A 15,078-nucleotide genomic window follows, 5' to 3' on the forward strand; every position below is an offset into this window, starting at 1 on the left:
CGATGGGTTGTATTTGCAAAAGACTGGCATTAAGGGCGGTGACGTGAACGTCCCCTCAACGCTCGGTGCGCGCCCGGCGGCGGCCCATGCGCATGGACCGGCGCACGACGGCGCGCGGGCCGGTCGCCAGCACCGTCACCACCAGGCGGCGACGCACCTTGGAGGCCCTCGGCCGCGCCGTCCACCGCCGCCGCCCGCGCCACCACACCGCGCCGGCGCCCAGCCTGCCAGGCTCGGCCTCGGCGATCTGCACCGGGTAGCGCACCGGCGGCCCGCCGAGGGTCAGCTCCAGGTCGGCCTCCCAGACGCCGGGGGCGTCGAGCGTGGCCGTGGCGGTGAAGGCGGCCTCGCCCACCGCGGAGGCCGGCGCCCTGCGCTCGTGGCCCGAGGAGCGTTCGCGCCACACCAGATGGCGCACGCACCGCGCCGCCGGGCACCCCGCCCCGACGCTGACCGTGCCCTCGACGGTGAGCACGCCCTTGCCGCCCCAGGTGAGGCGGGCCAGGCGCGCCGCTCCCCGCACCGTGACGACGTGGCCGCCGACGTCGATGCTGAGGTTGCCGTACTGACGGGTGAAGTACGGCGCCGCGACGGCGTTCACCAGCCGGGGGGCAGGGCGGGCGATCCCGGGGTCGCGGCGCGCGCCGAACCGCGCCACCCGGCGCACGCCCTCGCAGGCGACCACGACGTGGACGTCCCACACCCCCGGGGGAAGGCGCGAGACCTGCACGCCGCCCGCGAAGACGTCGGCCACGGAGGTCACCGGGACGCGCCGCTCGGCGGCGGTGAAGCGTTCGCGCAGGAGCAGGCCGACCGCGACGCCGTTCCAGGAGCCGGTGAGCGCGGCCCGGCCGGAGACCTCCAGCCGGTCGCCGGCCCAGGCGAGCCCGGTCAGGTGGTGGCGCAGGCCGGCCGTCTCGACCTGGGCGATGCGGACCAGCCGCTCGGGGTCGCCGAGGGCGGCGATGCGCAGGCGGTCGATCGGGCGCAGCCGCTCCAGGGCGCCGTCGGTGAGCCAGCCGGCGCACATGTCGGCCACCTCGCGGATCACGGCGTGCCGCGCGGCGGCGTCCAGCGACAGCAGCGGGGCGGCGAGCTGGGCCAGGATGTCGAAGCGGAAGTGCCTGCGCAGCAGATGGTCGCGCAGGGGGCCCGCGGGGACGTGGCGCATCATCAGCTCGACGGGCGTGCGGATCATGCGCAGCCAGGACAGCGGGTCGCGGCTGCCCGGCTCCTGCATGACGCTGGTGCCGTCCGGGCGGGCCACGAGGTGGTAGCAGTCGTGGTCGGCGACCACGGAGATGGTCTCGGCGTGGCAGTAAGCGTGGACGGAGAACACGATGTCCTCGCCGACGCGCAGCGACTCGTCGAAGCGGATGTGGTTGCGCGTGAGCATCTCGCGGCGGAAGAGCTTGAAACAGGTCAGGACGTTGTAGACGGTGGTCTCGCCGAGCGGCGCGCGGTCGCGGTTCTCGCGGAACATCGAGGACGGCACGCGGCGGCCGTGCCCGACGATCTTGCCGAGGACGATGTCGGAGCCGTTGCGGTCGGCCATGGCGAGCATGCGCGGCAGCGCCTCGGGGCCGAGATGGTCGTCGGCGTCGCAGAAGAAGACGTAGCGGCCGCTGGAGTGGGCGATGGCGCGGTTGCGGGGGCGGGCGGCGCCTCCGGAGGCGGGCTGGTGGTAGAGCCGGATCTCGGGGAACCTCGCCGCGTAGTCGGCGAGGAGGTCGCGGCTGCCGTCGGTGGACCCGTCATCGACGATGACGATCTCCTTGCTGACGGCCTGCTTCAGCAGCGAGGCGAGGCAGCGGTCGAGATAGGGGCGGCAGTTGTGGACGGGCACCACGATGCTCACGTCGACAGGCCGGTCACTTTCCGTCTTCATTGCGATTCATTATGTAACCGCCGACCCGTGCGATGAAGGGCAATCATCCGCGATGGCACCACCTGGCCTACCCGGATATTTGCCTTTGTGGGCTTATTGCCTTTTCGTCAGGGTAACGACTGTGCAACGGAGGTGATGACATGGCGTATCCGGCGCGCGAAAGAGGACTGGAGATCCAGCAGAGGCGCCAGGGAACGTGCACGGTGGTCGAGGTCGCCGGCGAGCTCGACATGAACGCCGTCCCGCGGTTGCGCGCCGAACTGGACGTGGCGTTGAAGGCCAGGCGGCCACCGCGCATGGTGCTGGACCTGTCCGCGACGGCGTTCTGCGACTCGCTCGGCCTGGGCCTGCTGGTGAGCACGCTGAACAGGGTTCGCGAGACGGGGGGCACGCTCGCCCTGGTGGTGACCCCGGGAATGATCTCGAGGCTTCTGACGATCACGAATCTGGACCGGCACTTCGCCACGTTCGAGACGGCGGACGAGGCGGTCAGGTGGCTTGAGGCCGCCTGATCCGGGACGGCCGGACGGATCCGGATGGACCGCTCCAGCGGGGAGCGGTGCGGTAAGAGGAGTGCGGGCGGGAGCGGGGGCTGTTACGCTCGCTCGGTTGAGCATCTCCTCGCGATGAGCCGTACACCCTGCCCATAAGGAGTATACCACACCGATGGAGCATCGTGCATCCGAATCCGCCCGCGCCGAGGCGCTGCGCGCGGAGCAGTCCTACGTCTCCATGCTGTACGACCGCCTGGACGCGACCCGCGAACGCGCCGAGGCGTCGCTGCGCGGCGAGCACGGACGCGGCACGGAAGGGGGCACGCACCAGGCGCGGCTGGAGCGTGACGTGTCCGCGGCCGAGCACGCGCGGCAGGTCTCCCGGCTCTCCTCCATCGAGCGCGGGCTGTGCTTCGGCAGGATCGACGACACCGGCGGCGAGAGGTACTACATCGGCAGGGCGTCCCTGCGCGACGCCCGCGACGAGCTCGTGCTCATCGACTGGCGCGCCCCGGCCGCGCGCCCGTTCTACACCGCGACGCCGAGCGACCCCGGCCCGCTGGTGCGCCGCCGGCACCTGCACACCCGGGGGCGCACGGTCGTCCACCTCGACGACGAGGTGTTCGACCTCGCCCGCATGAGCGAGCCCGAGCGGCGCGCGCTGGTCGGCGAGGCCGCGCTCCTGGCGGCGCTGCGGCGCGGGCGCACCGGGCGCATGGGCGACGTGGTGGCCACCATCCAGGCCGAGCAGGACCGGGTCATCCGGTCGGGACTGCCCGGGGTGCTGGTCGTCCAGGGCGCGCCCGGCACGGGCAAGACGGTCGCGGCCCTGCACCGCGCCGCCTACCTCCTGTACACCCACCGCGAGACCCTGGAGCGCCGCGGCGTGCTGGTGGTCGGGCCGAACACCCTGTTCCTGCGCTACATCGGCCAGGTGCTGCCCTCGCTCGGCGAGACCGACGTCGTCCTCACGACGGTCGGCGAGCTGTTCCCCGGCGTGCGGGCCACCGCGCACGACTCCCCGGAGGCGGCGGTGGTGAAGGGCGGCGCGCGGATGGCCGAGGTGGTCAGGGCCGCCGTGCGCGACCGGCAGCGCGTGCCGGAGGGCGACCTGACCGTCATGATCGACGTGCGCACCTCGGTGCGCGACGGGGTCGAGGTCGTCGTGGAACGGATGCCGCTGCGGGTGGACCACGCCACCTGCGTGCGGGCCCGCGACCGCGCCCGCGCCGTCCGCAACCCGCACAACATCGCGCGGAAGCTGTTCGTCGACTCCGCGCTGACGGCGCTGGCGCTCGACGAGGCGCGGCAGCTCGACCTGCCGATGGACGAGGAGGACCTGCGGTACGCGCGGGCCACGCTGTGGAGCCGTCCCGAGGTGCGGGAGGCGCTGGACGCGCTGTGGCCGCTGCTCACGCCGCAGCGGCTGGTGGCGGAGCTGCTGTCCGACCCCGCGCTGCTGCGCGCGGCCTCCTCGGGCCCGGACGGCGAGCCGCTGCTCTCGCCGCGGGAACGGCGGGCGTTGCTGCGCCCGGCGGGCTCGCCGTGGACGACCGGCGACGTCCCGCTGCTCGACGAGGCCGCCGAGCTGCTCGGCGAGGACGACGCCGCGCGCAAGGCCGCCGCCCGCGAGGACCGCCGCCGCCGCGACGACGAACGCGCCTACGCGCGCGGCGTACTGGAGATCAACGAGCTGACCGAGGTGATGGACGCCCGCGCCCTCGCCGAGCGCAATCCGTCCGACGCCGCGACCCTGACCACCGCCGAGCGGGCCGCGGGCGACCGCGAGTGGGTGTACGGGCACGTGATCGTGGACGAGGCGCAGGAGCTGTCGGCGATGGCCTGGCGCACGGTCATGCGCCGGGTCCCCACGCGCTCGCTGACCGTGGTCGGCGACGTGGCCCAGACCGGGTCGGCGGCGGGCGCGCGCTCGTGGGCGCAGGTGCTCGACCCGTACGTGAAGGGCCGCTGGCGCGAGGCGCGTCTCCTGGTCAACTACCGGACGCCCGCGGAGATCATGGCGGTCGCCGCCGACGTGCTGGCGGCCGTCGATCCCGGCCAGGCCCCGCCGATCTCCGTGCGCGACGGCGAGGCGCCGCCGCGCGCGGTGCGCGCCGCCCGGCCGGAGCTGGCCACGGTGCTGCCGGAGCTGGTGCGCGCGGAGCTGGCGCTGGTGACCGGGGACGGCGCGGGCCGCCTGGGCGTGCTGACGCCGGACGCCCGGCACGCGGAGGTCGCGGCCCTGCTGCCGGAGGCGGCGTCCGCGCTGAGCGCCGAGGCGCTGGACGCGCCGTCGGTGGTGCTGACCGTGACCCAGGCGAAGGGGCTGGAGTTCGACGCGGTGATCGTGGTCGCGCCTGACGAGATCCTGACGCAGGGGCCCAAGGGCGGGCAGGACCTGTACGTCGCGATCACCCGGGCCACCCGGCGGCTGACGGTGGTCCACGAGACCGAGCTGCCGCCCATGCTCGCGCGCCTGCGTGATTGATGGCGCATTCGGTGGCATTGGCGGCGAACATCACGTTCGTCTACGACCGTGGCCGCACACGTCCCGGCTCGGCTCAGCCCACGGGATGAGCCGCTTCGACCTCAGGACGGATGCCGGGCGCCTCCCGGAGCGGCGAGGCTGGAAAAGGATCGGCCGGCGCATCCGCGATGCGCGCGCCCGAACGTCTGGAACTTCACGGGGACATCAGGAGGCTCAATGAACAACGCGGCCCGGCCGGCGCGGTGGGTGGGCGGGGTGGCGCTCGCCGTCGCCGGCGCCCTTCTCGTCGCGTCATGCGGAGGAGGGAACAACGCCACCACCACGGGGACACAGGGCAGCGCGGCCCCGTCGTCGCAGCAGGCCGAGACGCCGTCGGCCGGCGGCCACGGCGGGCACGGCGGCACATTCTCCGCGCCGCCACCGGCCCCCTTACGCGAGTCCGAGCGCTTCGTCGACGTCAAGCTGGCCGAGCCCTACAAGCCCGTGGCGCCGAACGGCGGGACCGACGAGTACCGCTGCTTCATCGTCGACCCCGGCCTCACCGAGCGGTCGTTCCTGACCGGCAGCCAGTTCTTCCCGCAGAACACCTCCCTCGTCCACCACGCCATCATCTTCCGCATCGACCCCGACAAGGTGAAGCAGGCCCGCGACCTCGACGCGAAGACGCCGGGCGAGGGGTGGACCTGCTTCGGCGACTCGGGCGTCGACGGCGGCGGCTGGGTCGGCCACTGGGCGCCCGGCGCGAACGAGACGCTGCTCAAGCAGAAGGTCGGCTACCCGCTGCAGCCCGGCAGCATGCTCGTGATGCAGATCCACTACAACCTGCTCGCCTCGCAGGGCAAGGCGGACCAGTCCGACCAGTCGAGCATGCGGCTGCGGCTCACCGACGGCAAGGCCGAGCTCAAGCCGCTGATCACCGGGTTGCTCCAGGCCCCGATCGAGCTGCCCTGCACGAGCGAGGAGTCCGGTCCCCTGTGCGACCGCGACACCGCCGTCAAGGACGTCGCGAGCCGCTTCGGCCAGGAGGCCGGCGAGAACGTCGCCCAGCTCGCGCAGTACTGCGGCAAGGGCAAGCCGCTCACTCCCGGGCCCACCCAGCACTGCGACATGAACTTCGAGAACAAGGCGACCGTCTACGCCGTCGCCGGGCACATGCACCTGCTCGGACGCTCGATCAAGGTCGAGGTGAACCCGGACACGCCCAAGGCGAAGACGCTGCTGGACATCCCGGCCTATGACTTCGACGACCAGCAGATCCGCCCGCTGCCCGAGCCCGTCACCCTCCAGCCCAAGGACAACCTGCGGGTGACCTGCACCCACGACGCCGGCCTGCGCAAGACCCTGCCGGCACTGAAGGGCCAGCCCGCCCGGTACGTGGTGTGGGGCGACGGCACCAGCGACGAGATGTGCCTCGGCCTGCTCATCCTGTCCCCCGAGGGACGCCGCGCGGGCTGAGCGCCACCGGACATATCCCCAGATGGGCCGTGCCGCCCGCCGACACACGGCGGGCGGCACGGGCGGTCAGGAGATCGCGATCGAGATCGGCTTTCCACCGCTCAGCAGGGCGCCGAGGTGGGTCGCCTCGGTTTCGAGCGCGGTGGTGTCCGGCTTGGGGGCGTCCGGGAACAGGGTCACGGAGAGCGCTCCCTCGTCGTTCTCCCACACGCCGGTCACCTTGCCGGCGTGGACGAGGACGGGCGAGATCCACCCCGAGGTCCTGCTGACCTCCCTGCGGTGCGCGGACGGGATCACGCGGGTGTCGTCGGTGCCGACGCCGAGGACGTACTGGTCGAAGGCGGGCAGGAGGCGCAGCATGTCGGTGGGCGCGGCCGAGGCGAGCGAGTCGGCGTCCTCGGTGCGGACCCAGAGCCGCTCCCCCTCGACGTCGACCTCGGTGAGGACGTCGCCGAGGTCGGCGAACCACCGGCGCACGGTGGTCTTCTTCAGCGCGCCCCGCACGAGCCAGCGGTTGAAGGCGTCCGGCCCGGCCGGGCCGTACGCCGACAGGTAGGCGGGGATGGCGACCCGGGCGGCGGCGTCCGGCTCGGGCAGTCCCGGCCAGCCGGGAAGATGGGTCGCCGGGTTGGTGAACGTCACCCGGCCGTCCTCGCCGTCGCCGTTGCACAGATCGCCCAGCCAGGCCAGCGGCTTCAGCACCGTGCCCCAGCCGGACCGCACGGCCTCGCCGATGGTGGCGTCCTTGGTCCGCCTCTCGACGGCCGCGACCAGTTCCTCGCGGGTGAGCACGGCGCCGTCCAGCTCGGCGCGGACGGCGTCGGCGAGCCGCGCCATGCGCGGCGCGTCGAGGAAGGACCGCTGCCAGGCCCCCTTCTCCCAGGTGCGGGCCGAGGCCAGCAGCGACAGGAAGGCGGGCGCGTCGCGGGTCGACAGGGCGTGCAGGGTGCCGCGCATGGCCCAGGTGCGCATCAGCTCCTTGGCGGCGATCCCCCGCTGGACGGCGTCCTTCACCGGGGTGGGCGAACGCACCGCCACCGCGAGTTCGGCGTAGGACCTCACCTGGCTCTGGACCCCGCACAACCTGCGAACGACCTGCTCGGTGGACGTGGACTGCGGGCGGTCCAGGAACTGCCGCCGCATGCGCCAGGCGAGAACGGCGTCCCAGGTCAGCTTCATCGTCAGTCCCCCAATTTCGTGTGCCGGCGGCGCCCGCGGCCGAGGATACCGACACAGACCACCTGCAACCGGACGGCTCACGGCTCCGCCGCACGGGAAAGGGCCGCCCCCGATGACCCGGGAGCGGCCCTTCACGTTCTACCGGCTAGCGGCCCTGCAGCGCCTTGACGTTGTCGCCGAAGCTCCAGCTGCGCGAGCCGTCCCAGTTGATGGACCAGTCCATCAGGCCCTTGAGCTGCCCGTTGAACGCGTTCCAGCTCTGGCTCACCAGCGACGGCGCCATGTAGCCGCCGCCCGCGCCCGCCTGGGCGGGCAGACCCGGAACCTGCTTGTCGTAGGGCACCTTGATGGTCGTGCCCTGGATGGTCAGGCCGTTGTTGAGGCAGGTGGTCTGGACGGTGAAGCCCTGCACCGTACCGGCCTGGTAGGAGTCGCCCGAGCAGCCGTACATGCTGCCGTTGTAGTACTGCATGTTCAGCCACCACAGGCGGCCGTTGTCGACGTACTTCTTGATGATCGGCAGGTACGCGCCCCAGATGGAGCCGTAGGTGACGCTACCGCCGGTGACGTACGCCGTCTCGGGGGCCATGGTCAGGCCGAAGTTGGACGGCATCTGGGCGAGCACGCCGTCGATGATGCGGATCAGGTTGGACTGCGAGGCCGACAGCGTGTTGATGTTGCCGCTGCCGGACAGGCCGGTCTCGATGTCGATGTCGATGCCGTCGAAGTTGTACTTCTTCAGGATCGGCACGACCGTCGCGACGAAGCGGTCCGCGACGGTGCTGGAGCTGAGGTCGATGCCGGCCGTCGCCCCGCCGATGGACATCAGGATCGTGGCGCCCGCGGCCTTGGCGGCGCACATCTCGGCCGGGGTGGAGACCTTCACGGTCGCGTCCATCCCGTCCTCCCACAGCACGGTGCCGTCGCTGCGGATCACCGGGAAGGCGGCGTTGATGACGTTGTAGCCGTGCTGCTTGATCCGCGGGTCGTTGATCGGGGTCCAGCCGAACGGCGGGTGGACGCCGTTGACGGCGCCGTCCCAGTTCTCCCAGTAGCCCTGCAGCACCTTGCCGGCCGGACGTCCCTTGACCGCGCAGGTGGCGTCACCGGTCGGGGTCACCGTGGGAGTCACGGTCGGGGTCACCGTGGGGGTCACGGTGGGGGTCACCGTGGGAGTCACGGTGGGGGTCACGGTCGGGGTCACCGTGGGAGTCACGGTCGGCGTGGAGGTGGGCTGGGTGCCCGGCCCGTCGAAGACGACGTCGTCGGCGTAGTAGGTGCCCTGGCCGTACCAGCCGTTCAGGTAGATCGTGGCGGAGGTCTGGCTCGCGCCGGTGGTGAACGACACCGTGACCTGCGTGTACGCCGAGGGCGACGACACCCAGCGGGACGCGCCGTTCTGCACGCCGACGTACACGAAGTTGCCGCGCAGCCACGCGCTGAGCGTGTACGCGGTGCTGGCCCGCAGGCCGGTCACGGTCTGGGTGCACTGGGCGATGTCCTGCCCGCCGGCCTCGCCGGACAGGGCGCCCGAGCCGGAGTGGACGGGCGTGCTGACCACGGAGCCGTGACCGCTGGCGCAGGTCCACGACGAGAGCCCGGACTCGAAGCCCGGGTTGGACAGCAGGTTGGCCGCGTAGGCGGAGGACTGCGTGACGAAGACGCCCACCGTGGCGAGCAGTAACGAGACTGCCAGCAACAGTAGGCGCAGGGGTTTCTTCATGGGGGGTACAACCCTTCTGTCGCCCGGTCTGGGGGGTGTTTCCGGGCACGACGACGCGGCGGAGGGTTGCGAGGTGCGGGGAAACTCGCAGCTAGCACCAAATTATCGGAAGAAATCCGATCAGTGTCCATCAAATGTTTCATTCCGGCAACGTCACCCCTTGTCCGCTATGCCCCCTACCTAGCGGACCGTCCTCCCCGTCCCCCTCCTGACGTGCGCCGACTCCGTCACATCAGGGGGCCGGAACCGAGGAATGCGGCGCCCGGGCGGGCGAGGACGTGAACGCTCGCGGTGAGCGGTGCGTCTCATTGGGCGCGTGCGCGGTTCTCTGCGGCCGCAGCAATTACATGAAAGCACTCATTGATGACGTTAGTGGGACATTGTGGGCGAGCATGCGTGGGTGGGACTGGCCGATGCGGTGCGCGGGGTCCGGGAGGAGCTGGCCGCGGCGATGGAGTCGGCCGACGGAGAGCGGCTGCGGTTCGAGGTCGGGCCGGTGGAGCTGGAGTTCATGGTCGAGGTGCGCCATGAGGGCCAGGCCGAGGGCAAGGTGAAGGTGTGGGTGGTGGAGGCCGGCGCCTCGGGCACGACCGCGCGCGGGTCCTCGCACACGTTGAAGGTGGTGCTGAACCCCGTCGACACCGGCACCGGCGCCGCTCCCTTGGTGAACGACGCACCGGCGGCGCCACCGCCGCGTCCGGGCCGCGCCGGGCAGAGGTAGGCGCCGGTGAGGCGGCCGGGGCGGGTGGTGGACGTCACCGGGTGCGCGCCCGGCGGCGGGACGGTGTTCGGCTCCGGGTGCCTGGTCGGCGACGGGCTGGTGCTGACCGCCCGGCACGTGGTGGTCGACGCGGCCTCCGGGCGTGCGGTCGAGGGGCTGGCGGTCCGCTCGCTGGAGGACGACCAGGCGTGGCCGTGCGAGGTGACCTGGGCGGGGAGCGCACGGCTGGACGCGGCGCTGCTGCGGGTGGTGGATCCGCGGGGGTTGCGGGCGGGGCCGGTGCGGTGGGGGCAGGTGGCCTCCGCGACCGGGAAGGTGGCCTGTGAGGCGATCGGGTTCCCACGGGCGATGGAGCAGACCCACGGACCGGACGCGGGAGTGCGTGACACCGAGCGGTTCACCGGCAATGTGAACGCCGGGACGGGGCTGCTCGGCGGGCGGTTGCACGTGAGCGCCGACGACCAGGTGCCCGAGCGGGGCGGCTGGCAGGGAATGTCGGGGGCGGCGCTGTGGGCGGGCGAGCTGCTGATCGGCGTGATCGTGGAGGACCCGCCGGCCTGGCGGGCGCGGCGGCTGGTCGCCGAGCCGGTCTCACTGCTGTGGGCCGAGCCGGGGTTCCGCGAGGCGCTGGGACCGGGGGCGGTCCTGGAGTCGGTGGAGTTCGCCGGGCCGCCTCGGGTCGCGGCGTCCTCTCCGGCGTACCTGCTGCGGGCGGACGCGCGGGCGGTACGGTTCCGCTCCCGGGTCAGGGAGCTGGTGTCGCTGACGGAGTGGTGCGGCGGGGGCGGGCTGCGCGTGCGACTGCTGACCGGCCCGGGCGGTCAGGGCAAGACCCGCCTGGCCGGAGAGCTGTGCCGGCGTCTGGAGCAGGCCCCGGAGCCTTGGTTCACCAGCTGGTGGAACGACGGGCCCGCCGTAGGCGAGCACGGGCGGTCGCGGGCGCTGGAACGGCCGGACGGCCCGGTGCTGGTCGTGCTGGACTACGCCGAGACCCGGCCGGACGTCGTGGCGGAGGCGGTGTACTCGGCGCATCGGGCCGCCGCGGCCGGGGCGACGGTGCGGGTGCTGCTGCTGGCCCGTGGCGCGGGCGACTGGTGGCAGCGGCTGATGGAATCGGACGGCCTGCTGGAACAGGTGCTGGACGACGCGCTGGTCGAGGAGCTCGCCCCCTTGGAGACCGACCCCGGCGCCGTTCCCGTCGCCTACGGCGAGGCCCTCGCCGACCTGGACGCCGCGCTCACGACGATGGACTGGCCGCACCACCCGCCGTCCGCCGTCCCACCCCTCGACGACCGGGCGCCGGGACGGTTCACCGGGCCGGGCGCCGCGCTCAGCCTGCAGATGAGCGCACTCGCCGCCCTGCTCGGCGACGACACCGGACCGGAGCCGGCGACCGGGGTCCGCGGCCCCGTGAGCTCTCATCGGGACCCGCCGGTGGAATCCGGGCAGCGGGTCGACCCCGGCGGGCAGGCGGAACCCGGCAGGCCCGCGAAGACCGGCGGACCGGTGGAGGAGGTCATCCTGCGCCATGAGCGCCGGTACTGGAGGAACAGCGCGCGTCACCACGGGCTGACATTGACGGACCTGACGCTGCGGCGGGCGGTGGCCGTGGCCACGCTGTGCGGAGCCGCGGGAGAGGACCAGGCGGTGGCCCTGCTCGAACAGGTGCCCCGGTTGGGTGACCAGAGCGAGGACGTGCGGCTGGCGCTGGCCCGATGGCTGCGCGACCTCTACCCGCCCGCGACCCCGCACGCGCCGGCTCCGCCGTCACCGGCATACCGCACCGCTCCCTCGCCAGGCGGACGCCACGACGGCGGACCGGTCGCCTCCACCGCTCAGAACGCCTACTGGAGCCCGCTGCAGCCCGACCGCCTGGCGGAACACCTGGTCGCCTCGATGGTGAACGAGTTCCCGGGTTGGTTACGCCACCTGGCCGGGCACACCTCCGCCGAACAGGACTACCAGGCACTGACCGTGCTCGCCCGCGCCTGGGTCCGCCACCGAGAGATCCACGCCGAAGTGGTGGGGATGATCGCCGCCCAGCCCGCGGTGGCGGCGATCGCGCTGCGCGTCGCCACCCAGAGCGAAGACCCCTCCGTGCTGCTCTCCGGCCTGACGGCCCTGCTCCGCGACACGGATCTCCCTCTGCTGGAGGCGGCCGCGCTGGTAGACCTGCTGCCGCGGAGGTCCCGCGTCCTGAGCGGCTTCGCGGTGGACATCACGGCGTCCCTCGCCGACATGTTCGAACGCCTGCCCACGAGCCGCCTCGACACCTACCTGCCCCTCCTCGCCAACATCCTCAACAAGCTGTCGGTCCGGCTGAGCGAGGCGGGCCGGAGCGAGGAGGGCCTGACGGCGAACCGGCGTGCCACCTCCATCTACCAGCGTCTGGCCGAGAATCACGTCCACCTCGCCGCGCTCGCCGACGCGCTGAACAACCAGTCGAACCTTCTCAGTGAGCTGGGACGGCACGAGGAGGCCCTGGCCACCATCCGGCGCGCCGTCGAGATCCGCGAGCGCCTGGCGGGAACCGACCCTGACCCCTCCTCCGCGCTCGCCAACTCCCTGACCAGCATGTCCGTCATCCTGGCCTTGCTGGGACGGCACGAGGAGGGCCTGGCCGCGAGCGGGCGCGCCAACGCGATCCATGAGCGGCTCGCCGAAAGCGCCCCGGACACCTCCCTGCCCGACCTCGCCGCCTCGCTCAACATCTTGTCGATCCACCTGGGCGAGCTGGGACGGCACGAGGAGGCCCTGGCCGCCATCCGGCGCACGGTCGAGATCCGCGAACGGCTGGCGGACACCGCCCCCGACGCCCATCTGCCGAACCTCGCCGGTTCACTGGCCATCCTGTCGATCCGGCTGGGCGAGCTGGGCCGGCACGAGGAGGCCCTGGCCCCTGCCGAACGCGCCACCCGGGCCTACGAGCACCTGGCGGAGACCGATCCCGCGGTGTACCTGCCCGGTCTCGCCCGTGCTCTCGACAACCTGACCACCCGGCTCGTCCGGCTCAGACAGTACGAGGAGGCTCTGGAGGCCGGGCAGCGCGCCGTCCACGTCTACGAGCGGCTGATCGAGGCCGCCCCCGGCGCCTACCCGCGCCACCTCGCCGCCTCACTCACCAACCTGTCGGGGCCTCTTCACGTGCTCGGACGGCTGGAGGAGGCACTGGCCGCCGTCCTGCGCGCCGTCCACGTCTACGAGCCCCTCGCCGAGGCCGACCCGGACGCCCACCTGCACCACCTCGCCGGCCTGCTCACCAACGTGGCCGACCTGGCGGGCGAGCTGGGACGCCGTGACGAGGCCCTGACGGCCTTGCGCCGGGCGATCGGCATCTACGAGCCTCTGACGGAGGCCCACCCGGACCGCTTCGCGCCGGACCTCTTCAGGTGCTACCTGATCGCGGACGAGCTGGCCCCGATGACCGATCCCCGCGAGCGCGCCGCCCTGGTGATCACCACGCTGACGATCGGCCTCGACCGAGGCCATGAGCCCCTGGCCAGAGCCGCGGCACAGAGGCTCCGCCACCTCTCCCGCACACACCCCATCATGGTGACCCAAGCCTGGCACGAACTAATGGAAACCGAACCCCCCGACTGGCTCCTCCAGGACTGACCACAATCCCTCGAGAAGAACGGACCGGCACCCGCCAAGCACAGGTCCTCCGCTCCGGGCTGTTCTTCCCAGGGGCCCACCCCCTTCGCCCCCCGAGCTGAGGACCGTGCTTCCGAGATGCACGCGCGGCCAGGTGTCAGCCCATGGACTTGGCGCCGTCCAGGGACTCGCGGAGGATGTCGGCGTGACCGGCGTGCTGGGCGGTCTCGGCGATGATGTGCAGGAGCGCCCGGCGGGCCGTCCACGTCTCTTCCGTGTTCCAGGGGGCCTTGGGCAGCGGGTGCGCGACGTTCAGGTCCGGGAGCGTGGCGACCAGCTCGTCGGTCCGGCGCGCGACCTCGGCGTAGTCCTCCAGGATTCCGGCGAGCGTCTCCCCCGGCAGCATCCGGAACTCGTCCGCGCGCCGCGCCCAGTCCTCCTCGGTCATGGCCGTGAAGTCCCCCATCGCCGCCGGCCCGTTCACCATGAAGTCGGCCCAGTTCCGCTCGGCGACCGTCACATGCTTGATCAGTCCCCCAAGGCACAACTCACTGACAGTGGTCCGCCGCCCGGCCTCCTCATCACTGAGCCCCCGCGTCGTGAACCGCAGAAAATGCCGCTGCTTCCCCAGCATGGCCAACAGATCGGCCCGCTCCCCATCGACCACGACACCCTCCACCCGCTCCACCTGCGCACTGATGGTCATACCCTTCGCCCTTCTCCGGCCGTTCCGTCGTTCCTTCGTAACGCTACGGCCCATAGCGGCCAGTTTCCGACCGCAATCAACGCGAGGTTTCCTCGTGGCAACGTGCGGGGTCCGGCCTTCACCTCGTGATCAGGTCGTAGTCGAGCCGCCAGCGGACGTGCCGGCCCTCCCACGTGGGTGGTCCCGGCGTCAGCGGCGCCGGTCGCGCCGGCGGCTCCGGCGCCACCTCGGCCTCGTAGAGGGTCAGGTACGCGGGGCAGCCGGGCTCGGGGTGCTGAAGCTCCCGCCACAGCTCGAAGCGCACACACCGGTCGTACCCGAACGCTTCGCTCGTCTCGGGCAGGTGGACGCGGGAGGAGAAGTGCTCGAAGTCCGGCCCGGTGGCGCCGTCCGCGGGATCGATGCCGGTCAGCGCGACCGGGCCCGCGGACACCTCGTCCCGGCCGGTCCACGACGTGCGCCGCCAGAGCAGCCGCCACACCAGCGTCGCCCTCCGCCATGCCGGCGGCCCCGGCGGGTACTTGGGCCGCTCGCGGGCGGCGTACCCGCGCGCCGACTCCTCGCCGTCCACGCCGTACACGGCGAGCCAGCGAGGCCCGGCGCCCGGCGGGTCGGTCCGGGCGAGTTCGTACCGCGCCCCGCGGACGAACCCGGGGTTGCGGAACATGACGTCGTCGAGGTGGGCGGCGTAGAACTCGTTGAACGCGTCCAGTTCGGCCTGCGGCTCGTCGGGACGCGTGTCGAACCCGACGGCGTACACGAACGGGCAACTCCACGGCGAAGGCGTCATGGCGCGTCCGTCACCTCTGTTCCCTGCATCCTCATCCTCC

General features: G+C 72.4%; 10 protein-coding genes. 5 read left to right on the top strand and 5 right to left on the bottom strand.

Annotated elements, in window-relative coordinates; all coding sequences use genetic code 11:
- Positions 1 to 55: 55 nt before the first annotated feature.
- Positions 56 to 1,888, bottom strand: a complete 1,833-nt coding sequence (locus BJ981_RS03505; protein WP_184608282.1) for a glycosyltransferase family 2 protein — start codon at positions 1,886 to 1,888, stop codon at positions 56 to 58.
- A gap of 140 nt (positions 1,889 to 2,028) precedes the next feature.
- Here BJ981_RS03505 and BJ981_RS03510 point away from each other — a divergent pair, with 140 nt between their 5' ends.
- From BJ981_RS03510 to BJ981_RS03520, 3 genes are all read left to right on the top strand, one after another.
- Complete coding sequence (locus BJ981_RS03510; protein ID WP_184608283.1) at positions 2,029 to 2,400, top strand: STAS domain-containing protein; 372 nt, start codon at positions 2,029 to 2,031, stop codon at positions 2,398 to 2,400.
- A 154-nt stretch (positions 2,401 to 2,554) separates the two neighbouring features.
- Positions 2,555 to 4,870 (top strand): HelD family protein, encoded by a 2,316-nt coding sequence (locus tag BJ981_RS03515; RefSeq protein ID WP_184608284.1) that lies wholly within the window; start codon positions 2,555 to 2,557, stop codon positions 4,868 to 4,870.
- A 216-nt stretch (positions 4,871 to 5,086) separates the two neighbouring features.
- Entirely contained in the window at positions 5,087 to 6,325 is a 1,239-nt protein-coding gene (locus BJ981_RS03520; protein WP_184608285.1) for a monooxygenase, read from the top strand.
- Between the two features lie 66 nt (positions 6,326 to 6,391).
- On the opposite strand, the gene BJ981_RS03525 is transcribed toward BJ981_RS03520, so the two are convergent.
- Positions 6,392 to 7,504: a winged helix DNA-binding domain-containing protein gene (locus tag BJ981_RS03525; RefSeq protein WP_184608286.1), complete on the bottom strand. Its 1,113-nt coding sequence runs from the start codon at positions 7,502 to 7,504 to the stop codon at positions 6,392 to 6,394.
- Positions 7,505 to 7,649: 145 nt separating this feature from the next.
- A complete protein-coding gene (locus BJ981_RS03530; protein WP_184608287.1) occupies positions 7,650 to 9,227 on the bottom strand; it encodes a glycosyl hydrolase family 18 protein in 1,578 nt (525 codons plus the stop codon).
- A 400-nt stretch (positions 9,228 to 9,627) separates the two neighbouring features.
- Between BJ981_RS03530 and BJ981_RS03535 the strand changes: the two genes are divergently transcribed.
- Both BJ981_RS03535 and BJ981_RS03540 read left to right on the top strand, forming a co-directional pair.
- Positions 9,628 to 9,948, top strand: coding sequence for a trypco2 family protein (locus tag BJ981_RS03535; RefSeq protein ID WP_184608288.1), 321 nt, complete (start codon positions 9,628 to 9,630; stop codon positions 9,946 to 9,948).
- Between the two features lie 6 nt (positions 9,949 to 9,954).
- A complete protein-coding gene (locus tag BJ981_RS03540; protein ID WP_184608289.1) occupies positions 9,955 to 13,563 on the top strand; it encodes a tetratricopeptide repeat protein in 3,609 nt (1,202 codons plus the stop codon).
- 136 nt (positions 13,564 to 13,699) lie between these two features.
- Here the strand turns inward: BJ981_RS03540 and BJ981_RS03545 are convergent, their stop codons facing one another.
- The gene (locus BJ981_RS03545) at positions 13,700 to 14,248 is read right to left on the bottom strand and encodes a DinB family protein (protein ID WP_184608290.1); all 549 of its coding nucleotides are present in this window, start codon (positions 14,246 to 14,248) and stop codon (positions 13,700 to 13,702) included.
- Positions 14,249 to 14,366: 118 nt separating this feature from the next.
- The gene (locus BJ981_RS03550; RefSeq protein WP_184608291.1) at positions 14,367 to 15,038 is read right to left on the bottom strand and encodes a hypothetical protein; all 672 of its coding nucleotides are present in this window, start codon (positions 15,036 to 15,038) and stop codon (positions 14,367 to 14,369) included.
- Between the last annotated feature and the right edge of the window lie 40 nt (positions 15,039 to 15,078).

Origin of the sequence: Sphaerisporangium krabiense (assembly GCF_014200435.1) — a bacterium.
GTDB lineage: Bacteria > Actinomycetota > Actinomycetes > Streptosporangiales > Streptosporangiaceae > Sphaerisporangium > Sphaerisporangium krabiense.

Excerpts from the sequence above, each read along its gene's own strand:
- BJ981_RS03505 (WP_184608282.1), bottom strand. The coding sequence starts at position 1,888 with ATGAAGACGGAAAGTGACCGGCCTGTCGACGTGAGCATCGTGGTGCCC.
- BJ981_RS03510 (WP_184608283.1), top strand. The coding sequence starts at position 2,029 with ATGGCGTATCCGGCGCGCGAAAGAGGACTGGAGATCCAGCAGAGGCGC.
- BJ981_RS03515 (WP_184608284.1), top strand. The coding sequence starts at position 2,555 with ATGGAGCATCGTGCATCCGAATCCGCCCGCGCCGAGGCGCTGCGCGCG.
- BJ981_RS03520 (WP_184608285.1), top strand. The coding sequence starts at position 5,087 with ATGAACAACGCGGCCCGGCCGGCGCGGTGGGTGGGCGGGGTGGCGCTC.
- BJ981_RS03525 (WP_184608286.1), bottom strand. The coding sequence starts at position 7,504 with ATGAAGCTGACCTGGGACGCCGTTCTCGCCTGGCGCATGCGGCGGCAG.
- BJ981_RS03530 (WP_184608287.1), bottom strand. The coding sequence starts at position 9,227 with ATGAAGAAACCCCTGCGCCTACTGTTGCTGGCAGTCTCGTTACTGCTC.
- BJ981_RS03545 (WP_184608290.1), bottom strand. The coding sequence starts at position 14,248 with ATGACCATCAGTGCGCAGGTGGAGCGGGTGGAGGGTGTCGTGGTCGAT.
- BJ981_RS03550 (WP_184608291.1), bottom strand. The coding sequence starts at position 15,038 with ATGACGCCTTCGCCGTGGAGTTGCCCGTTCGTGTACGCCGTCGGGTTC.